The organism is Bacillus sp. WMMC1349 (assembly GCF_013155385.1).
Classification (GTDB): Bacteria; Bacillota; Bacilli; order Bacillales; family Bacillaceae; genus Bacillus.
The window spans coordinates 1,847,879-1,869,367 of sequence record NZ_JABJUQ010000007.1 but is presented as its reverse complement, the minus strand read 5'-3'; the positions used below and the strand labels follow the sequence as shown (position 1 = coordinate 1,869,367).

General features: G+C 39.7%; 19 protein-coding genes. 9 read left to right on the top strand and 10 right to left on the bottom strand.

What is annotated here, in order from left to right; translation table 11 throughout:
* Window positions 1-63: 63 nt before the first annotated feature.
* From HOO54_RS11955 to narI, 4 genes are read left to right on the top strand one after another with little or no spacing between them, the layout of a single operon-like run.
* On the top strand, window positions 64-3,738 hold the full coding sequence (locus tag HOO54_RS11955; protein WP_172295501.1) for a nitrate reductase subunit alpha: 3,675 nt from the start codon (window positions 64-66) through the stop codon (window positions 3,736-3,738).
* Window positions 3,728-5,197 (top strand): nitrate reductase subunit beta, encoded by a 1,470-nt coding sequence (gene narH, locus HOO54_RS11950; RefSeq protein WP_172295499.1) that lies wholly within the window; start codon window positions 3,728-3,730, stop codon window positions 5,195-5,197. The genes HOO54_RS11955 and narH overlap by 11 nt, the downstream gene beginning before the upstream one ends.
* 15 nt (window positions 5,198-5,212) lie before the next feature.
* Window positions 5,213-5,755 carry a nitrate reductase molybdenum cofactor assembly chaperone gene (gene narJ, locus HOO54_RS11945; RefSeq protein ID WP_172295497.1) on the top strand — a complete coding sequence of 181 codons (543 nt, stop codon included), beginning with the start codon at window positions 5,213-5,215 and terminating at the stop codon, window positions 5,753-5,755.
* Complete coding sequence (gene narI, locus HOO54_RS11940) at window positions 5,752-6,438, top strand: respiratory nitrate reductase subunit gamma (RefSeq protein ID WP_172295495.1); 687 nt, start codon at window positions 5,752-5,754, stop codon at window positions 6,436-6,438. Before narJ ends, narI begins: the two co-directional genes overlap by 4 nt.
* A 190-nt stretch (window positions 6,439-6,628) precedes the next feature.
* Here narI and HOO54_RS24920 read toward each other — a convergent pair whose 3' ends face one another.
* Window positions 6,629-6,928, bottom strand: coding sequence for a hypothetical protein (locus HOO54_RS24920; protein WP_172295493.1), 300 nt, complete (start codon window positions 6,926-6,928; stop codon window positions 6,629-6,631).
* A gap of 346 nt (window positions 6,929-7,274) precedes the next feature.
* Window positions 7,275-8,687, bottom strand: coding sequence for an alanine/glycine:cation symporter family protein (locus HOO54_RS11930; RefSeq protein WP_172295491.1), 1,413 nt, complete (start codon window positions 8,685-8,687; stop codon window positions 7,275-7,277).
* A gap of 264 nt (window positions 8,688-8,951) precedes the next feature.
* On the opposite strand from HOO54_RS11930, the gene HOO54_RS11925 reads away from it, so the two are divergent.
* The 3 genes from HOO54_RS11925 to HOO54_RS11920 all read left to right on the top strand — a co-directional run bounded on the left by HOO54_RS11925 (window position 8,952) and on the right by HOO54_RS11920 (window position 10,854).
* A complete protein-coding gene (locus HOO54_RS11925) occupies window positions 8,952-9,293 on the top strand; it encodes a hypothetical protein (RefSeq protein WP_172295489.1) in 342 nt (113 codons plus the stop codon).
* A gap of 27 nt (window positions 9,294-9,320) precedes the next feature.
* Window positions 9,321-9,446: a hypothetical protein gene (locus HOO54_RS24740; protein WP_301539282.1), complete on the top strand. Its 126-nt coding sequence runs from the start codon at window positions 9,321-9,323 to the stop codon at window positions 9,444-9,446.
* A 625-nt stretch (window positions 9,447-10,071) separates the two neighbouring features.
* Window positions 10,072-10,854 carry a (S)-acetoin forming diacetyl reductase gene (locus tag HOO54_RS11920; RefSeq protein ID WP_172295487.1) on the top strand — a complete coding sequence of 261 codons (783 nt, stop codon included), beginning with the start codon at window positions 10,072-10,074 and terminating at the stop codon, window positions 10,852-10,854.
* 224 nt (window positions 10,855-11,078) lie between these two features.
* Here HOO54_RS11920 and parC read toward each other — a convergent pair whose 3' ends face one another.
* The 3 genes from parC to HOO54_RS11905 form a co-directional block, all read right to left on the bottom strand.
* Window positions 11,079-13,502 carry a DNA topoisomerase IV subunit A gene (parC, locus tag HOO54_RS11915; RefSeq protein ID WP_172295485.1) on the bottom strand — a complete coding sequence of 808 codons (2,424 nt, stop codon included), beginning with the start codon at window positions 13,500-13,502 and terminating at the stop codon, window positions 11,079-11,081.
* Window positions 13,503-13,505: 3 nt separating this feature from the next.
* Window positions 13,506-15,476, bottom strand: coding sequence for a DNA topoisomerase IV subunit B (gene parE / locus HOO54_RS11910; protein ID WP_172295483.1), 1,971 nt, complete (start codon window positions 15,474-15,476; stop codon window positions 13,506-13,508).
* 231 nt (window positions 15,477-15,707) lie between these two features.
* Entirely contained in the window at window positions 15,708-16,121 is a 414-nt protein-coding gene (locus HOO54_RS11905; RefSeq protein WP_172295481.1) for a CoA-binding protein, read from the bottom strand.
* 175 nt (window positions 16,122-16,296) lie between these two features.
* On the opposite strand from HOO54_RS11905, the gene plsY reads away from it, so the two are divergent.
* A complete protein-coding gene (gene plsY, locus HOO54_RS11900) occupies window positions 16,297-16,893 on the top strand; it encodes a glycerol-3-phosphate 1-O-acyltransferase PlsY (RefSeq protein ID WP_172295479.1) in 597 nt (198 codons plus the stop codon).
* Between the two features lie 30 nt (window positions 16,894-16,923).
* On the top strand, window positions 16,924-17,199 hold the full coding sequence (locus HOO54_RS11895; RefSeq protein WP_216664889.1) for a HesB/YadR/YfhF family protein: 276 nt from the start codon (window positions 16,924-16,926) through the stop codon (window positions 17,197-17,199).
* 156 nt (window positions 17,200-17,355) lie between these two features.
* Here the strand turns inward: HOO54_RS11895 and HOO54_RS11890 are convergent, their stop codons facing one another.
* From HOO54_RS11890 to acnA, 5 genes are all read right to left on the bottom strand, one after another.
* Window positions 17,356-17,775, bottom strand: coding sequence for an acyl-CoA thioesterase (locus HOO54_RS11890; protein ID WP_172295475.1), 420 nt, complete (start codon window positions 17,773-17,775; stop codon window positions 17,356-17,358).
* Between the two features lie 89 nt (window positions 17,776-17,864).
* Entirely contained in the window at window positions 17,865-18,107 is a 243-nt protein-coding gene (gene tlp / locus HOO54_RS11885; RefSeq protein ID WP_216664764.1) for a small acid-soluble spore protein Tlp, read from the bottom strand.
* 27 nt (window positions 18,108-18,134) lie between these two features.
* Window positions 18,135-18,278: an acid-soluble spore protein N gene (locus HOO54_RS11880; RefSeq protein ID WP_172295473.1), complete on the bottom strand. Its 144-nt coding sequence runs from the start codon at window positions 18,276-18,278 to the stop codon at window positions 18,135-18,137.
* 55 nt (window positions 18,279-18,333) lie between these two features.
* Window positions 18,334-18,459: an FbpB family small basic protein gene (locus tag HOO54_RS11875; protein WP_172295471.1), complete on the bottom strand. Its 126-nt coding sequence runs from the start codon at window positions 18,457-18,459 to the stop codon at window positions 18,334-18,336.
* Between the two features lie 137 nt (window positions 18,460-18,596).
* A complete protein-coding gene (gene acnA / locus HOO54_RS11870) occupies window positions 18,597-21,320 on the bottom strand; it encodes an aconitate hydratase AcnA (RefSeq protein ID WP_172295469.1) in 2,724 nt (907 codons plus the stop codon).
* Window positions 21,321-21,489 lie beyond the last annotated feature (169 nt).

Sequence of the window (21,489 nt, the reverse complement as noted above, 5' to 3'; positions counted from 1 at the left end):
GTACTGGTTTTTCTCAGTATATAGTGAGGGTATCATCACCTGAACTAAAGGAGTGAAACAACCATGAGAAAAAAGAAAAATAGTCCGATTTTGAGACGGTTAAATTACTTTTCTCCTATAGAATATCATGCAAATCATCACAGTCAGACTTCTTATGAAGATCGGGATTGGGAAGATGTATACAGAAACAGATGGCAACATGATAAAGTGATTCGTTCCACCCATGGGGTAAATTGTACGGGGTCTTGCAGCTGGAATATTTATGTGAAAAATGGAATTGTTACTTGGGAAGGTCAACGCCTTGACTATCCTTCAACAGGACCTGATATGCCTGATTTTGAACCGCGCGGTTGTCCAAGGGGTGCTAGCTTTTCTTGGTATATATACAGTCCGCTGCGTGTGAAATACCCATATGTCCGTGGAATTCTCATCAAGATGTGGCGCGAGGCTTTGAGCGTCACTAAAAACCCGTTAGATGCTTGGAAATCAATTATCGAAAACCCTGAAAAAGCAAAAGCTTATAAACAAGCACGAGGTAAAGGCGGATTCGTCCGTGCCGAATGGAGCGAAGTATTGAAACTAATCTCTGCCTCCCTTCTCTACACAGTTCTAAAATACGGGCCAGATCGAAATGTTGGTTTTTCACCGATTCCAGCCATGTCAATGGTCAGCCATGCAGCAGGTTCACGATTTATGTCACTGATCGGTGGACCGATGTTAAGCTTCTATGACTGGTATGCCGACCTCCCTCCCGCTTCTCCACAAATTTGGGGCGATCAAACAGATGTACCAGAAAGCAGTGATTGGTACAACTCCGGATATATCATGACATGGGGTTCAAATGTTCCACTCACAAGAACACCTGATGCACACTTTTTGGCTGAAGCTCGTTATAAAGGAACAAAAGTCATTTCTATCAGCCCTGATTTCGCAGAATCCACGAAGTTCTCTGATGATTGGCTGAGCATTCGCCAAGGAACAGATGGCGCACTAGCAATGGCAATGGGTCATGTCATCCTTCAAGAGTATTATGTCAATCAAACAACAGAGCGCTTTATTGATTATGCAAAACAATATACGGATTTTCCATTTTTAGTGACATTAAACAAAGAAGATGGACAATTTACCGCCGGACGATTCCTCCATGCGAAAGATATCGGCCGCAGTACAAAACACGATCAGTGGAAACCTGCTGTCTGGGATGAAACAACAGATCATGTTGCGATTCCTCAAGGTACAATGGGTTCGCGCTGGGACGGTCAAGGTAAATGGAATTTACGTATGATTGATGAAGAAACAGAAGAGCAAATCACACCTCGGCTTTCCATGCTGGGCAATGAAGATATGATTGGTACGGTTAAAATCCCTTATTTCTCACATGAAGGAAATCAAGTGTTTGAAAGACCGCTGCCAATAAAAAAGGTGATCTTGAACGGTGAAGAAGTTTATATTTCAACCGTATTTGACCTGACTTTAGCAAACTACGGTGTCAACCGGGGGATTGGCGGACAGACACCCCAATCTTTTGATGATCCAGAACCATTTACACCTGCTTGGCAAGAACCGATCACAGGCATCAAACGTGAGATGGTGATCAAAATCGCGAAAGAATTTGCGCAAAATGCAATTGACACTGATGGACGCTCGATGATTATTGTTGGTGCTGGTATTAATCATTGGTTTAATTCAGACACAATTTATCGGGCAGTACTAAATCTCGTTTTACTCGTCGGTGCACAAGGAGTCAATGGTGGTGGTTGGGCTCATTATGTCGGACAGGAAAAGCTCCGCCCTGCTGAAGGATGGCAGACCATTGCTACAGCAAAAGACTGGGGAGGTCCAGCTAAATTACAAAACGGCACTTCTTTCTTCTATTTCGCAACTGATCAGTGGCGTTATGAAGACCAACCGCTTGACGGTCTTGCTTCTCCAATTACGAAAACAGCTCGGTATAGTCACCATGCCGATTATAATGTACTTGCAGCAAGACTGGGATGGCTTCCCTCTTATCCGACATTTGAGAAAAACGGTATTGATTTATATAAAGACGCAACCCAAGCAGGTGAAGAAGTTGGCACATATATCGCCAAACAACTGGAAAAAAGAAACCTCAAATTTGCTATTGAAGACCCGGACAATGAACAGAACTTTCCAAGAAACCTGTTCGTTTGGAGAGCCAATTTAATTTCAAGTTCTGGAAAAGGTCATGAATATTTTCTTAAACATCTGCTAGGGACAACAAATGGATTAATGAATGATGACCAAGACAGCATTCGCCCAGAAGAGATTACTTGGCGTAACAAGGCACCAGAGGGCAAACTTGATTTATTAATCAACCTTGACTTTCGGATGGCAGGGACCGCTTTATACTCTGATATCGTGTTGCCTGCGGCTACTTGGTACGAAAAACACGATCTCAGCAGTACAGATATGCATCCATTTATCCATCCGTTTAACCCGGCCATTTCGGCACCATGGGAATCAAAATCTGATTGGGATATATTCAAAGCTTTAGCCAAAGCCGTTTCCGATTTAGCTGAAGAAGTTGACATGGAACCGATTAAGGAAGCAGTCGCAACCCCCCTTCTCCATGATACGCCACAAGAATTGGCACAGCCGCTCGGGAAAATCCGAGATTGGAGCAAAGGAGAATGTGCTGCGATTCCGGGAAAAACAATGCCGCAAATTCATGTTGTTGAACGAGATTATAAGCAGATTTTTAATAAAATGACATCACTTGGACCGAATGTCAGCAAACAGCCTTTTGGAATCAAAGGCATGACATGGTCTGCTGAAAAAGAATACAATACACTCAAAAAAACGCTTGGTGAAGTTACAGAAGATACGATAGCAAAAGGCTGTCCGATGATCAATGATGCCAAACAGGTGTCAGAAGCCATTTTAACTTTATCTTCGACTTCAAATGGTAAAGTAGCAGTTAAAGCATGGGAATCGCTTGAAAAGATAACAAATCTCGAATTGAAAGATTTAGCTGAAGAACGGGAAGAAGAATGTTTTACATTTGAACAAATATCAGCCCAGCCGAAAACAGTGATTACCTCCCCTGCTTTCAGCGGTTCAGAAAAAGGCGGTCGTCGTTATTCTCCATTTACAACAAACGTTGAAAAGCTCATTCCATGGAGAACGTTAACAGGTAGACAATCTTTTTATCTTGATCATGAATTAATGATGGAGTTCGGGGAAAACATGGCAACATTTAAACCCATCTTACAGCATCGTCCCTTCTTAAACAAACGTCCTGACCAAGAAGGAAAAGAAATTGTTTTGAACTATTTAACACCGCATAATAAATGGTCAATCCATAGCATGTACTTTGATTCTTTGCCAATGCTCACACTGTTTAGAGGCGGTCCGACAGTCTGGATGAATAAAGATGATGCAGAAGAAACAGATATCAAAGACAATGATTGGATTGAGTGTTTCAATCGAAATGGAGTCGTTGTTGCTCGTGCCGTTGTCTCACACCGGATCCCGAAAGGAATGGCATTTATGCACCATGCTCAAGACCGGCATATCAATGTTCCGGGTACTAAACTGACGAACAACCGCGGCGGAACACATAACAGCCCTACCCGTATCCATGTAAAACCGACACAAATGATCGGCGGTTATGGACAATTAAGTTATGGATTTAATTATTACGGACCAACAGGAAATCAGCGCGACCTCAATGTCGTGATTAGAAAATTGAAGGAGGTCGATTGGCTTGAAGATTAAGGCACAGATTGGAATGGTCATGAACCTTGATAAATGCATCGGCTGTCATACATGCAGTGTCACATGTAAAAACACTTGGACAAATCGACCTGGTGCAGAATATATGTACTTTAACAATGTTGAAACAAAACCGGGTATCGGTTACCCAAAACAATGGGAAGACCAAGAAAAATATAAAGGCGGCTGGCGGCTTAAAAATGGAAAGTTGCAACTAAAATCAGGTGCAAAAACAACCCGACTGATGAATTTATTTTATAATCCTTACCAGCCGACAATCGATGATTACTATGAACCTTGGAACTATGATTATGAAACATTAACAAACAGTCCAGAAAAAAAACATCAGCCTGTTGCTCGACCGAAGTCTTCTATTACAGGAGACTTCATGAACCTAGAATGGGGTCCAAACTGGGAAGACGATTTAGCCGGTGGTCATGTAACAGGTCTTGAAGACCCGAACGTAAAAAAAATGGAAGAATCAATTAAAACTGAATTTGAAGATGTCTTTATGATGTATTTACCTCGAATTTGCGAGCATTGCATCAATCCACCATGTGTCTCTTCCTGCCCATCTGGAGCTATGTACAAACGCGAAGAAGACGGAATTGTTTTAGTTGATCAAAATGCATGCCGGTCATGGAGACACTGTGTCACATCCTGTCCTTATAAAAAGGTGTACTTCAACTGGCAGACAAACAAAGCAGAAAAATGCACATTATGCTTTCCGCGTTTAGAAGCGGGACTTCCTACGATCTGTTCTGAAACGTGTGTGGGCAGAATCCGCTACCTTGGTGTCATGCTTTATGATGCTGATCAAGTGGAAGCCGCAGCATCAGTCGAAAATGAAAAAGATCTCTATCATTCTCAACTTGATATTTTCCTAGATCCACATGATCCAGATGTTGTAGAACAAGCGAAAGCTCAAGGAATTCCAGCAGAATGGATTGAAGCAGCACAAAAATCACCGATTTATAAAATGATAATCGATTGGAAAATCGCACTGCCTCTGCATCCGGAATACAGAACATTGCCAATGGTATGGTATATTCCACCACTTAGCCCCATTATGAACATGTTTGAGGGAAAAGGCAGTGGGCAATCTGCAGAAGATATTTTTCCAGCTATCGATCAAATGCGAATTCCGATCGAATATTTGGCTCAGTTACTAACAGCTGGTGATACTTCCCATATTAGAAAAACATTAAAGAAAATGTCTGTGATGCGCCATTATATGAGAGCAAACCAAACAAACAAAACGATGGATCCTCAACTGATCACAAAGTTAGGCTTAACAGAAAAACAAATTGAGGAGATGTACCGTTTATTAGCCATCGCAAAATATGAAGACCGTTTTGTGATTCCGAGTGCCCATCGTGAAGATGTAGCCGACTTATATATGGAACAAGGGAGCTGCGGATTATCGTTTACCGGAGGACCCGGTGGCTGTCAAAATCTCTAAAGGGAGTGAACAAAAATGGAAGTAACAGAAAAACAAACCGTTTTCGCCGCCCTTTCCTATCTTCTTTCTTATCCTGATGAAGAATGGAGAAAACAACATTCTGAGTGGCAAGAAATCATCAGTCAAATAGAGCATGAACATGTAAAAAATCACCTGCTTCTATTTTTAAAAGATTCGGCTGATCTTTCTCCAGAACAATTGATCGAAACATATGTATACACATTCGACTTCGGTAAAAAAACAAATTTGTATGTCACCTATTTTAATTCTGGAGAACAAAGAGAACGTGGGATGGAACTATTACAGCTAAAGGATTTATATCAGAAAGCAGGTTTTCAGCCGACAGACAAAGAACTTCCAGATTACCTCCCGCTTATGATCGAATTTGCTGCTATTAGCGATGATAATCATATCAATGCTACTTTTAGTAAATACATCGGGAACTTAGAAGAATTAAGATCACAGCTGTTCACCAATGGAAGCATCTATACCTCGCTATTGGATAGTTTGTTATGCATATTAGCAGAAATCGGTGTTGAAAGGACTGTACAGCCATGATCGAACATTTTCTTTGGGGGGTTCTCCCCTACATTGTCTTGACGATTTTTATTTTAGGTCATATTTATCGCTACCATTATGATCAATTTGGCTGGACGGCTAAGTCGAGTGAACTGCTTGAAAAGAAGAAACTAGCCCTTGGAAGCAGTCTCTTTCACTGGGGCATCATTTTTGTCATTGGCGGACATATTATGGGTATTTTAATACCAGAAAGCTTTTACAAAGCATTGGGTGTCTCAGAACACATCTATCACAAGATCGCGATCGGTTTTGGAATGCCTGCTGGAATTGTTGCTTTGTCAGGACTGATGATTCTCACTTATCGAAGAATAGCAGATAATCGGATTCGAAAAACAAGTTCTGTCAGCGATTTTGTTAGTTTAGCCGGTTTATTGTTCGTCATGATCACAGGATTAATAGCCACCTTTTTAAACATTGATTCAAAAGGCTTTGACTATCGAACAACAATTGGACCATGGTTCCGTCATCTTTTTTTGTTCCAACCGGATGTTTCACTTATGGCAACAGTGCCAATTTGGTTTAAACTCCATATCGTCATGGGATACGTGATTTTCATGGTTTGGCCTTTTACAAGGCTTGTTCATGTCTTCAGCATGCCGATTAAATATTTGACAAGAAGTTATGTTGTATATCGGAAACACTCAAACCGCAAAAATATTTAATCTTGGGGCTGTCCTTAAAGTCATGTGGATGAATAAAAATTGGGGAATTTGCTCGCTTTCCGCGGGCGATCCGCGAGCCTCCTCTTGGGTCTCGCCTGGCTCGCTGTTTCCGCAGGAGTCTCGCAATTCCCCCTGATTGATGTTGAAAAAGGACTTTTTAGACTGCTCCTTTTTAATAGGCAAGCTCCCATTACTCTTCTTCAACATATGATAAAGCAAACGAATTGGAGAGGAGTTTTGATATTGTATCCTTACTATTCATCGATATCTGATCCATATCGGCAACAGATTCAACCTGGTCTACCTCCCACACAGCCGCAATTTCCGCCAGGTCCGCCTTCTGGAGTGGGTGGACCACAACAACAGTTTCCGCCAGGTTCGCCCTCTGGAGTGGGTGGACCACAACAACAGTTTCCACCAGGTCCGCCTTCTGGAGCCGGTGGACCACAACAACAGTTTCCACCAGGTCCGCCGCCAAGCCAATTGCCACAAGACAGCGGTGTCTCCCTTTATGCCGTTGATCCAGAAGGAATTAGAAGATGCTTGTATCGCTATACGTACATCCGGTTGAGAAATGGCAGACGATTCTGGTTCTACCCTATTTTTGTTGGCCGTTATTCCATCGCCGGATACAGATGGATACCAAGCCAGTATCGCTGGATCTACTCTGGCATTGCCCTGAAAGAAATTAATTCTTTCAGCTGCCAAGCGTAACATAAAAAGCTTGTAGAGAAAGCCAAACTTTTCTACAAGCTTTTTTGTGTGTGGCGTCTTTAAAAAAAAGACTGCCGGGAGATGTTTTTTCTCGGGCAGTCTGATGTCATGCAAATTATCATTTATTTTGATTTTAATGTTTCTTTGTCGTCTTCCCATGCTTCGGTATTCTTTAATCCCGGAATTGAACTTGCTTTAAAGACCGGATTCTTTCCGTCTTTAAGCTGAACAGTATAGTCTTTCAAGACTTTGCTAGCGATTCCTGAAAGAAGGACAATTGCAATCAGGTTAATGATGACCAACAATCCCATGAATAAATCCGCCATGTCCCAAACAAGTTTAAAACCAGATACAGAGCCGAAAATAACCATGCCAACGACAGCTACACGATAAAGAGTTAGTGCGCTCTTACTTGTTTTAATAAATTCAATATTCGTTTCCCCATAGTAATAGTTTCCGACAATTGAACTGAAGGCAAACAAGAAAATAGCCACAGCAACAAAAGCAGGTGCCCAGCTTCCGATATGATGTTGCAACGCAGCTTGGGTAATTTGAATACCGTCAAGTTTTTCCCCAGGCGTCAAATTATACAGTAAGATCATAAATGCCGTTGCACTACAAATCATAATCGTATCGAAAAATACACCTAATGTTTGAATAAAACCTTGTTTAGCCGGGTGAGATACATTGGCAGTTGCAGCTGCATTCGGAGCACTTCCCATACCAGCTTCATTTGAAAACAGTCCACGCTGTGCACCGATAATAATAATTTGTCCCAGTGTACCGCCTGCAATCTGCTCAATACCGAAAGCATTTTTAATAATAATCATCATGATATTTGGTAACTCTGATATATTAGTGATCATGACGTAGAATGCAATGGCAAGATAAAGTATCGCCATAATAGGAACAACTAATTGTGTGACAGCTACGACCCGTTTCAAACCGCCAAAAATAATAAAGCCTGTTAATACGGCAAGTACGATCCCTACCGTTATTTTATTCAGATGAAAAGCGCCTTCCACAGAACCGACGATCGTATTGGCTTGCACAGCATTAAAGATTAAACCGAATGAGATTGTAATAAATACGGCAAAAATGATCCCAAACCATCTAGCGCCAAGTGCTCGTTCTATGTAATAGGCAGGCCCACCGCGAAAGTGATCACGATATTTTATCTTGTAGACTTGAGCAAGCGTGCTCTCAACAAAGCTCGTCGCCATTCCGACAAAAGCAACCACCCACATCCAGAAAACCGCTCCAGGTCCTCCTGTAGCAATAGCAATAGCTACACCAGTGAGGTTTGCTGTTCCCACCCGTGAAGCTGCAGAAACAAAAAAAGCTTGTAAAGATGAAACGCCTTCTCCCTTTTCTTCTTTTCTGCCGATAACTCTAAACATCTCAATAAAATAACGAAACTGTACAAATCTAAGTTTAAAAGTAAAATATAGACCTATTCCAATTAAAATATAAACTAAATAAGTCCATATGAATTTGCTGGGAATATTGATAATATTGGTTAAAATTTCTTCCATAAAACCCTCCTGAAAATGAATTTAATGTTAGCATTCTTAACATGATAGGATTATATCATAATAAAGAATCAAGTAAAACAAGATAGAATATTCTGCTTATTGAAAATACCAAACCAGCCTTAACGATTGCCTATTTTGTTATTATAACAAACATATAAGTTTAACAAAACTGGAAATTGTCAATATATATAATGAAACTGTCACAAGAAAATCATTTTTTCGCTCCGAACGAATATACTGATTTGATAAAGGGGATGAGATCTAATGAAAAAGACATTGTTATTGCAATTGTCTATATCCTTTTTAGTCATTGTGACCCTTTATTCGTTCTCAATGCCCCAGATGCCGGCGAATAATCATGTACAAAAAGTCGCAGTTTTACGAGATGGGCTTCATGAGCTGTCAATCGGCAAACATAGTGAAGAAAAGGCTAAATCATTATGGAATTCACTCTTATTTCAAACTGAATTGATACTTCTCTTCATCTTAGCTGCCGTCAGTCAAATTTATATTTTCAACCGGCATAAAGAACATCTAAAGGCATTCATGCTCGCAGTTTTCTATCACTCTTCTTATTTCGATAAAGCGCATGTTTTAAAACGATAATCATATGAAAACAGGAGGTTTTTCAACATGCTATTTATTATAAGAATGGTGATTATCGGACTTTTCTCATTAACAGCTTTAAATTTGTTTATATATCAAGGAATTGAATTTATGCATGCGATTACCGATCTATTTAATCGCCAGAACAACTGAATATCACCCAAAAAGTTTAGCAGTTTGATTGGCATGAGCCCGATATTGTACCGGACTCATGCCTTTTGTCATTGCCATCAACTCAATTACTCTTTTCACGGGATGTTCAAAGCTCTTACACATGTTACCTGTTTTAAACCATGCATATCAATGCACTTTAAAATGCTGTCATCACCCTTTCTATTCATCCCATCTCTCTATGCATCATGGCAACTTTTTCTGCCGAGTAAACGTATTGACCTTGTGGAGTAACCATACATAGTGAACTAGTAATCTCCTCAATACCAATGATCCAACTTATCATGCAAAAGGACATCACTGACAAAATCGAAAATCATATTCGTCATGTGCGTTAGGATCGGCACTTAAGTGCTGATTTTCCTACTTGCACACACATGCTGTCGGAATTAAGTTCATTGCAGCTTCTAAATGGGCATAATCGACAACTTTTTTGCCGTTCCGTCTGTTTGCATCGAACGCTCAGTTTAACCTTGTCAAAAAACGAAATTTTTAAATATTACATCTTTTTTACAAACGTTGTGACTGTAATTCAAATCATCAAATAAAAGGTATAATATTACTGTACCAAATAAATACCAATTTCATATAGAAAGAAGATGTTCATATGAGTAAAGTATCTGGAAAAATTGCATTTGTTACTGGCGGTGGACAAGGAATTGGTGAAGCAATTTGTAAACGCTTAGCAGAGGATGGATTTGCTATTGCAGTTGCAGATTATAATGAAGAAACTGCAACAAAAGTTGCTGAGGAAATTAATGATTGTAATGGTAAAGCCATTGCGGTAAAAGTAAATGTTGCTGATCGTGATGATGTTTTTAAAGCTGTTGATGAAACAGTAAAAAGTCTTGGCGGACTTGATGTGGTTATAAATAATGCAGGTCTTGGACCAACCACTCCGATTGAAAGCATTACATATGAAGAATATCGAAAAGTTTATGATGTTAATGTCGGGGGTACTTATTGGGGAATACAAGCAGCTGTAAAAGCCTTCAAAGAACTTGGACACGGTGGAAAAATTATTAATGCTTCTTCACAAGCCGGTCAAGTCGGTAATCCAGGCTTAGCAGTTTATGGTGGAACAAAGTTCGCTGTTCGTGGTATAACCCAAACTGCAGCAAAAGATCTAGCTGAATTAGGTATTACTGTAAACGCTTTTTGTCCGGGTATCGTAAAAACACCTATGATGATGGGTATTGCAAAGCAAACCGCTGATGAAGCAGGCAAACCATTTGAATGGGGAATGGAGCAATTTTCTAAAAATATTACTTTAAAACGCTTATCTGAGCCTGAAGATGTAGCAGCATGTGTTTCCTACCTTGCAGGACCAGATTCAGATTATATGACTGGTCAAGCTCTTATCATCGATGGTGGAATGGTATTTAATTAATTTTAAAATCATTATTCAAGAAGATCACAGAGAAGGAATTTTTAAGAAAGTTCATTAACTCTTTGTAGATTTACTTAAAAATCAAATGGGTTGCCTCAAATTTTTCTTTTGAGACAACCCATTTCTTTATCTTTATTGTTTATCCAGACTATGTCTACGTTGCTTAAAATGGTGTCTAACAATTAGGGTGCAGTATGATTATACTTCCACTAAGCATGTGTTTTTTATTCTTGATGATGTTTTTTAATCCATACATCCGTTACTTCTCCTGTTTCATCCTCATCCAGGATAAATGATCCGTTGCTGTACCGGTCATGCAGTTTGATTTCCTTGACCGTCATCTCCTCTGTAACGTCCTTTTCAGTTTGAATCATGAACTGGTCATGATATGAGCAGGCAAGCAATCCGACGATGCGGTGTGGTTTTTTCTTGAGCTCCCTCAGCATTAGAACACCGCGTTTGGCCCTTGATGTTTTTTCAAATTCAGTAAGGTTCATTCGTTTAACAGCCCCTCGTTGTGTCACAAGAACAAGTGTATCTGATCCTATTAGGATTTGACCTGAGACAACAGAATCGCCATCCTTTAAGTTCACACCTTTGACACCGGCGGCCCTTGCACCGACAACACTAATTTCTTCTTCAGAAAACCATAAGCCATAACCTAAATGTGTTGCTACAAATATATCTTTTGTTCCATCTGTCACATGAACATCGACCACCTCATCGTCGCCTTTTAAATTAAGTGCGACTAATGCCTTTGAATAACGCTGAGCTTTGTATTGCATAAGTTGGGTTTTTTTCGTCATACCATTTTTTGTGATAAACAAGAGGTATTCAGATTCCGTGAATTCCTTGACAGGGATTGCTTTCACGATTGACTCATCACTGTCAATTGTAATGATATTTGTAATATGTTGACCCAAATCTTTCCATCTAATATCTGGAAGCTGATGAACCGGACAATACACATAACTCCCTTTATTCGTAAACAAGAGGAGCACATCTGTTGTGTTCATTTCAAATTGACAGAGGAGACGATCCGTATCTTTCATCCCGAAGTCTTGCCCGTTTGAAGCAGCGAAAGATCGATGGCTTGTTCGTTTAATATACCCATCTTTTGTAACGGTCACATAAACATCTTCTTGCGCCACCAACACTTCTAGATTGATTTTAATCTCTTCAATTTGTTCTTCAATGACAGACCGTCTCTCACCTGCATAAGTTTTTTTGACCTTTTTCAAATTATCCTTGATGACCTTCAGTAATTTCTTATCATTTGAAAGAATATCTTCAAGGTCTTTTATTTTTTGAGCAAGATCTTTTGCTTCTTGCTGTAATGCCGTAATATCTGTATTTGTTAATCTGTAAAGTTGAAGTGAAACGATCGCTTCAGCCTGCGGCTCTGTAAAAGCAAACTTTTCAATCAAGTTATTCTTGGCATCCCGCTTATCATTTGAAGAGCGAATCGTTGAAATCACATCATCAAGGATAGACAGCGCTTTGATTAAACCTTCGACTATATGATGGCGTTCTTTTGCTTTTTTCAACTCATACCGGGAACGATTAGTGATGACTTCTTTTTGATGCCCAATATATGCATCTAATATTGCAGTAAGGCTCATGAGCGTTGGTCTTCTATTATGAATAGCAACCATATTAAAGTTATATGGAATTTGCAAATCGCTATTTTTATATAGATAATTTAAGATTCCCTGTGCATCCGCCTCTTTTTTGAGTTCAATCACAATTCTAAGGCCTGAACGATCAGTTTCATCTCGCACTTCAGAAATCCCTTCAACCTTCCGCTCAATCCTAAACTCATCCATTTTTTTGACTAAATTTGCTTTATTCACTTCAAAAGGAATTTCTGTAATCACAATTTGTTCGCGGCCGCCTCGGATTGTTTCAATTTCAGCTTTTCCCCTGATGATGACTTTTCCTTTTCCAGTTTCATAGGCTTTTTTGATCCCGTCTTTTCCCTGAATAATTCCGCCTGTTGGAAAGTCTGGACCTTTAATAAGCTTCATCAAATCATCAATACTGCAAGTTGGCGCATCAATCCGCTTAATGACAGCGTCAATCACCTCTCCAAGGTGATGCGGTGGTATATCTGTTGCATAACCAGCAGAAATTCCAGTTGAGCCATTTACAAGAAGGTTCGGGAACATTGCCGGAAGGACAACCGGTTCTTTGCTCGTGTCATCAAAATTCGGGACAAATTCAACCGTCTCCTTATCAATATCACGCAAAAGCTCGGATGCGATCGCTGCAAGTCTTGCTTCTGTGTAACGCATTGCAGCTGGTGGATCTCCGTCAATACTTCCGTTGTTCCCATGCATTTCAATCAAAAGATTGCGGACCTTCCAATCTTGACTCATTCTGACCATCGCTTCATAAACAGAACTATCACCGTGAGGGTGGTAGTTCCCGATGACATTACCGACCGTTTTGGCGGCTTTACGGAAGTTTTTATCATGTGTGTTTCCTTCCGCATGCATCGCGTATAAAATTCTTCTCTGTACTGGCTTAAGTCCGTCCCGGGCATCTGGTAACGCCCGGTCCTGAATAATGTATTTGCTGTATCGGCCAAAACGGTCGCCGATCACATCTTCTAATGGTAAATCATGAAATATCTCAGGCTGCGCCATTTATTAAACCTCCTCAGCGACCGACAAATTTTCGTTTTCTAAAATGTTACTTTCTTCATCATCAAGTCCAAAAGCAACATTTTTTTCAATCCATTTTCTTCTCGGTTCCACTTTGTCTCCCATTAATGTTGTCACACGTCGTTCCGCTCGGGCTGCATCATCAATTTTCACTCTGACAAGCGTTCTTGATTCCGGATTCATTGTCGTCTCCCAAAGCTGGTCTGCATTCATTTCTCCAAGACCTTTATAACGCTGAATGGTGTACCCTTTTCCTACTTTTTTCAAGCAACCATCCAGTTCTTCATCAGACCATGCATATTCAATCATTTCTTTTTTTCCTGAGCCTTTGCTCACTTTATAAAGCGGTGGAAGTGCAATAAATACTTTCCCGTGTTCAATCAGCGGCTTCATATAGCGGTAAAAGAACGTTAGTAGCAACACTTGGATGTGAGCACCATCTGTATCAGCATCAGTCATAATAATCACTTTATCATAATTGATGTCTTCAACATCGAAATCAACACCGACACCTCCACCAATTGCATGAATGATCGTATTAATCTCTTCATTTTTAAAGATGTCGGCAAGTTTTGCTTTTTCTGTGTTGATCACTTTTCCGCGAAGCGGCAGAACCGCCTGGAATTTACGATCTCTTCCTTGCTTGGCAGAACCGCCAGCAGAATCACCTTCAACAAGATATAACTCATTTTTAGCAGGGTTTCTTGATTGTGCAGGTGTAAGTTTTCCGCTTAATGTTGCTTCAGATTTCTTTCTCTTTTTCCCGCTTCTTGCCTCTTCTCTTGCCTTTCGAGCGGCTTCTCTTGCCTGGGAAGCTTTGATTGCCTTTTTAACAAGCAGTGTTGCTGTTTCTCTGTTTTCTTCTAAGAAATAAGCAAGCTGTTCAGAGATGACAGCATCAACAGCTGACCTTGCTTCATTTGTTCCAAGCTTCCCTTTTGTCTGACCTTCAAACTGTAAGAGCTCTTCTGGAATACGTACAGACACAATCGCTGACAACCCTTCCCGAATATCAGTGCCCTCTAAGTTTTTATCCTTTTCTTTTATCAGTGCTACTTTTCTCGCATATTCATTAAAGGCTCTTGTCATGGCTGTCTTTGCACCGGATTCATGAGTTCCACCGTCTTTTGTTCTAACATTGTTGACAAAAGAAAGTATATTCTCGGAGTACCCATCATTGAATTGAAAAGCAAAATCAACTTCAATATCGTTATGAACTCCTTCAAATGAGACAACTTCAGAAAGAGCGTCTTTTTCCTCATTCAAATAAGCAACAAAAGCCTCAATTCCATTTTCATAACAGAACGTTTCTTTAACTTGATGACGTTCATCAATCAAATCAATTTTTAGACCTTTCAACAAAAAAGCAGATTCCCTCAACCTTTCTGAAAGCGTTTCAAAGTTATAAACAATCGTGCTAAACATCTTTTGATCAGGCTTAAAATGAATGAGAGTTCCAGTTTTTTTAGTTGTTCCGGTCTTATCAAGGGATGTTACCGGTTTACCGCCATTTTCGAAGCGTTGTTTGTAAATATTTCCGTCCCGTTCGATCGTGACCGTCAGCCATTCTGATAAGGCGTTGACGACAGAGGCTCCAACACCGTGCAGTCCTCCACTCGTTTTATAACCTCCTTGACCAAATTTTCCACCAGCATGAAGTACAGTTAAAATGATTTCGGGAGTCGGTTTGCCAAGCTTATGCATTCCTGTAGGCATTCCTCGCCCTCTATCTTGTACAGATATACTGTTATCCTTATGTATTTTTACTATAATGTGATCCCCGTATCCCGCAAGAACCTCATCAACGGAATTATCAACAATTTCATATACGAGATGGTGAAGACCGCGGCTGTCTGTAGAACCAATGTACATACCTGGGCGTTTTCTGACAGCTTCAAGCCCTTCTAACACCTGAATAGAATCATCATTATAGTCAACCTGCTGTTTTTTAACCAAAAGCATAAACCCCTTTCAAAAATCAAACATTGCCGAAATAAACACACTCTGAATTGTAATTCAAAGTGATCTCCGGTTTTCCTTCTAAGCTTATAAAAGTTCCAACCGTTTTTTTACAGAATCATTTAAAAAACTGTCCAAAACTTATTGTATCTGTTTTACAACAAATCGCAATCAATTATCAAATAAAAAGGACAAAAAACCTTGAAAAAACAAGGATTTTTGTCTTTTTTAAGACGATTTGGTCAATGCATGAGCTACTTTAATACATAAATCCATAATCACTGTACAGCCTTTTTCATCAAGAATCTGAAAGGCTTCTTCACTGACTAGCCCCTGCTGTGCCCAAAACACATCAGCATCTATCTCCAAAAATTCTTTTGCCACTTCAACGAGATGTTCTGATCTTCTAAAGACATTTACAATATCGACATGCCCTTCAATATCCTTTAGTGAGGCTACTGCTTTAACTCCAAGAACTTCATCAATTTTTGGGTTGACTGGAATGATTTCATAGCCAGCATTTTGCATGGCTTTAGATACCATGTATGAAGTCCTTTGTGAATTGTCTGATAATCCTACTACCGCAATTCGTTTACTATTTTTAAGAATTTTTTTGATGTCTTGATTTGTTGGGTTTTGCATGACATTCCCCCCTTTTAACTTAGTTTACAGAAATCGAACATGATATTCAAAATTATTATATGATTGGCGTGCAGCATTCTGTATGATAGAATACGGTATATTTAAAGAAAAATCGTTAAAAGGACACCTCTCGTGTTAAAATAAAATAAGGGACAATTGAAAAAGGAGAAATGAAATGTTAATTGCTTTATTGTTTGTTTTAGCTTATTTAATCGGTAGCATCCCTTCTGGCTTAATTGTCGGTAAGGTTGCTAAAGGCATCGATATCAGAGAGCATGGGAGCGGGAATCTCGGAGCGACTAATGCCTTCCGGACACTTGGAATTAAAGCAGGATCCATTGTGGTAGTAGGAGACATTTTAAAAGGAACCCTTGCTACATTTCTGCCTGTTATCATACACATTGATGTACATCCTTTATTTGCAGGTGTGGCCGCAGTCATTGGACATATGTTCCCTATTTTCGCAAAGTTTAAAGGTGGAAAAGCGGTTGCTACCTCTGGAGGTGTGTTACTATGCTATCAGCCATTACTATTTCTCACCATGCTCATAGCATTTTTCCTGTTTCTATACATTACAAAGTATGTATCGCTTTCCTCAATTTTAACCGGATTGTATACTACAATTTATAGTCTGTTTACAAAAGATATTTTTTTAGTGGCAGTTGTCGCAGTACTCACAGTATTTGTTATTTACAGACATAGAACAAATATTAAAAGAATCATCAATAAAACAGAACCTAAAATAAAATGGATGTCAAGTAACAAACATTAAAAAGGGAGTGCTTATGAAGTGAATTTGAACATGAATAAAGAAGCGCTTCAATGGTATAAGAAAGAGCTAGATCTGGAACAAGGGGATCACATTCGCTTCTTTGTCCGTTATGGAGGATGCAGCAGTGTTCAAAAGGGGTTTTCTTTAGGAATTTCAAAAGACGAGCCTCAGCGAATTGGAGCAAGTTTAGAAGTAGACGGAATCACATTTTTTGTTGAAGAAAGTGATATTTGGTATTTTGATGGGCATGACTTGCTTGTTACATATCATGAATCAGCTGGAGAACCAATGTTTGAATATCAATGATAAGGCTCTGTGTAAAAAATCCTTTATCAACATGAATCAAGGGGAATTGCAAGAGACTCCTGCGGAAACAGCGAGACGAACCCCCGCAGGAGCATTCCTCGATGATGCTCGCATCCCCCGATTTGCTTACATGCACACGACTTTCATGACACCCTCTTATTTCTTTTTCGCTTCTTCATAAACTTTATGCCACTCTGGATATAACTTACGGAATTGAACCGGCTTAAAGCTGTCCCGATCAACACATATATGAGAGGTCTTTCCTTTTACAGCAATTTCCCCATTAGAATTGAGAATTTCATAACCATAGATCGTCTTAAAACCGTTGTAATCCTCAATCCATGTATGTACAACTGCTTTTTCCCCATAGCGAAGCGGTTTCACATAACGAATGTTGACATCAACAACAGGTGATAGTATATCGTCTTTTTCCATAGCGGCATATGAAAAACCAAGCTCTTGTATGAGAGCCGTCCGGCCTACCTCCATCCAAATCAAATAATTTGCATGATAAACAACACCCATTTGGTCTGTTTCAGCATAGCGAACTTCAATTTCTTTTTTTGTGACGTACAAATTTTCTCTACTCCCTTGAAAATAAAATGTATATTTATTTTAACATAAACACGCTTGACTAATCACAAAAAACCAGGTTGCCCTGGTCTTTACTGATTATACCTATTTTTTTGTTGCGCTTCTGCTTCATCATGAATTTCATTGCGCATCGCATCAACGCTTTCATTTCGCCGTTCATTTTTCGCTCTGATCCGCTGCTTGTCTTCATCATTAGCAAATGACAGTTGTTCTTCTGACTCTTCGATATTTTCAATCGTATTCTGCACCATGTTTTGAAGTTTTTCGACATTGTCGGATCTGTCATCCGGATTGTGTTTATGTCTTTTCACCATTGATCATTCCCTCCTTTTTAAAATTATCTATTCGCCTTTTGTTTGCATAACGATCGGTGTCTCATCTGTTTTGTCTTGCATTTTCTTTCCGTTATTAGCCCGATATTTAACAGGTTTTGTCCCAAGATGGTTGGGGGTAAATTTAGACTGTTTGTCGTGTTCTCTCGGCATTGTTTATCCCTCCTTTTAAGACATTAGGTTTCCCAAAAAGAGTTGGAAACATCAATTATTTTAACTTGAATTTCTGTTCCAGCTTTTCCTCAAGCTGATCAAGAAACTCCTGATTAGTTAAAAGCTCTTTTTTATTCTCCATCACAAGCTCTTCAAAAGTCCGTCTTTTCGAGTTTTTCAATTGAATCACCTCCAACTATATTTTTATTTTCGCCAATTTTTCGACAATATAAGCAAAAAGACTGAATTTTTCTATTTCAGATCAAACAAAAAGACCTATAAAAAAGAGAAAGCCCTTTAAGCTTTCTCTCCATTTTTTTATTTCATTTTTTGACGAAGAACCATTTGCAAAATGCCGCCATGGCGATAATAGTCAATTTCAACCTCACTGTCAAAGCGAACAACAGCTTCAAAAGTTTTCACTGAACCATCTTCAGCAGTCGCTCTTACTGTGACAAGATCACGAGGACGGACTGTTTCATTTACATCCACTTCAATCGTTTCTTTTCCTGTCAATCCGAGAGTTTCAGCATTTTCTCCTGATTTAAATTGTAGCGGAAGAACACCCATTAAAACAAGGTTGCTTCGATGGATTCTTTCGAAGCTTTCGGCAAGAACGGTTTTAATACCGAGCAAATTTGTACCTTTTGCAGCCCAGTCTCGAGAAGAGCCCATTCCGTAATCTTTTCCAGCAATCACGATCAAACCTGTACCATTCGCTTTATACTCCATGCAAGCATCATAAATTGACATCACTTCGCCTGTTGGCCAATAAGTTGTATAACCGCCCTCTGTCCCTGGAGCAATCTGGTTTTTGATACGGATATTAGCGAATGTTCCTCTCATCATCACTTCATGGTTACCACGTCTTGAACCATATGAGTTAAAATCTCTCGGAGAAACACCTTGTTCTTGCAAATATTTTCCTGCTGGTGTATCTTTGCCGATCGCACCTGCTGGGGAAATGTGATCTGTTGTGACAGAGTCTCCAAACTTCCCGACCACACTCAATCCTTTTAGCGGTTCAACTGTCCCAGGCTCAACAGACATATCTTCAAAAAATGGCGGGTTTTGAATATAAGTTGACTGTTCATCCCACTTATAAAGAGCTTCATCTGTTGTTTCAATTGCATTCCAGCGTTCATTATCATCAAAAACGCGCTCATACTCTTTTCTAAACAATTCAGGAGTCACAGTTTGTTTGACAACTGAATTAATTTCATCCATTGTCGGCCAAATATCGTTAAAATAGACGTTCTGTCCGTCTTTGCTGATGCCAATTGGTTCATGTTTCAAATCAATATTAACAGTCCCTGCAAGTGCGTAGGCAACAACAAGCGGTGGTGAAGCCAAGTAATTTCCTTTGACAAGCGGGTGAATCCGCCCTTCAAAATTTCGATTTCCTGATAGAACAGACGTAATTAAGAGATCGTTGTCTGCCACCGCTTTTTCAATCTCTGGAGCTAATGGACCTGAGTTACCGATACAGGTTGTGCAACCATATCCAACAATATTAAAGCCAAGGTCACGCAAATATGGAAGTAAGCCTGAATGTTCTAGATAACCCGTTACAACTTTAGAACCAGGTGCCAACGATGTCTTCACATAGTTCGGAACAGTCAGCCCCAATTCAACCGCTTTTTTGGCGACAAGACCAGCTCCAATTAATACATACGGATTTGAAGTGTTCGTACAGCTAGTAATGGCTGCAATTGCAATTGAACCTGTTTTCATCACCGCTTTTTCACCATTCTCAAGGGTAAACTTGATATCTTTATCCGCTTCTTTTGCCTCTAAACCAAATCCTTGATTTCCCGCAGGGCTAGTTAAGTGCTTATAAAACGTTTCTTTCATAGCTGATAGCGGAATTAAATCCTGTGGACGCTTTGGACCTGATAAATTAGCTTCAATACTTGATAAATCAATTTCAACGATATCCGTAAACGCTGGGTCTTTTTGATCTGGTGTATAGAAGAGTCCATTTTGACGACAATACTCTTCAACAACCGCAATATGCTCGTCATCACGGCCAGTTAATCTCATGTATGCCAATGCCTCTTCATCAACAGGGAAGAATCCGCAAGTCGCTCCGTATTCCGGTGCCATATTTGCGATAGTTGCCCGATCAGCAAGCGGCAGTTCAGCAACACCAGGTCCAAAGAACTCGACAAACTTTCCGACAACACCTTTTTCACGAAGCACTTGTGTGACTTTTAAAGCTAAGTCCGTGGCTGTCGTTCCGTTAGGCAACTTACCGATCAGTTTTGCACCGATTACTTCAGGTACAGGGAAATAGGAAGGCTGTCCCAGCATACCTGCTTCCGCTTCAATACCCCCGACACCCCATCCAAGAACACCTATTCCATTGATCATTGTTGTATGAGAGTCAGTTCCGACTAGTGTATCAGGGTATGTTACTGTTTCTCCATCTTCTTCAACAGCATGAACAACACTCGCTAAATATTCAAGGTTCACTTGGTGAACAATTCCTGTTGCAGGCGGAACGGCTTGATAATTATTAAACGCTTTTTTCGCCCAACTTAAGAATTGATAACGCTCTCTGTTTCTCTCAAATTCGAGATCCATGTTCACGGACAATGCATCTTCAGTTCCAGCTTTATCAACCTGTACGGAATGATCAATGACAAGGTCGACCGGAATTTCAGGATTAATTTTGTCAGGGTCTCCACCAACTGAAGCCATCGCTTTTCTTAATGAAGCAAGATCAACAACAGCAGGAACCCCGGTAAAATCCTGCAAAATCACTCGTGAAGGTTTAAAAGGAACATCAATATTTTTTAATTCAGCAGTGCCCCATCTTGCTAAATTTTCAACATGTTCCTTTGTGATCACTCTTCCGTCAACTTGACGAAGAACAGATTCCAGCAGAACCTTAATGGAATAAGGTAGTTTTGACACTTTCCCAATACCTTGATCCTCTAATGCTTTTAAAGAATAATAACTGTACGTTTTACCATGTACTGTGAACGTTTTTCTAGATTGAAAAGCGTCGTTTTTTGTGATTTGCTGCTGTTTCGCCATTCTCCAAAATCCCCCTTTAAAGATCAAGCTCATATACCAGAAAAATCGGCATATTCACTACACTTTTCTCACAATTCAATCTTAAATCAATTTTAAACATAAGTAAATATCAATGTTTTTATTAAATTCTATAAGAATGGCTTATGTATGTAAAAAGTTATTTTACTGG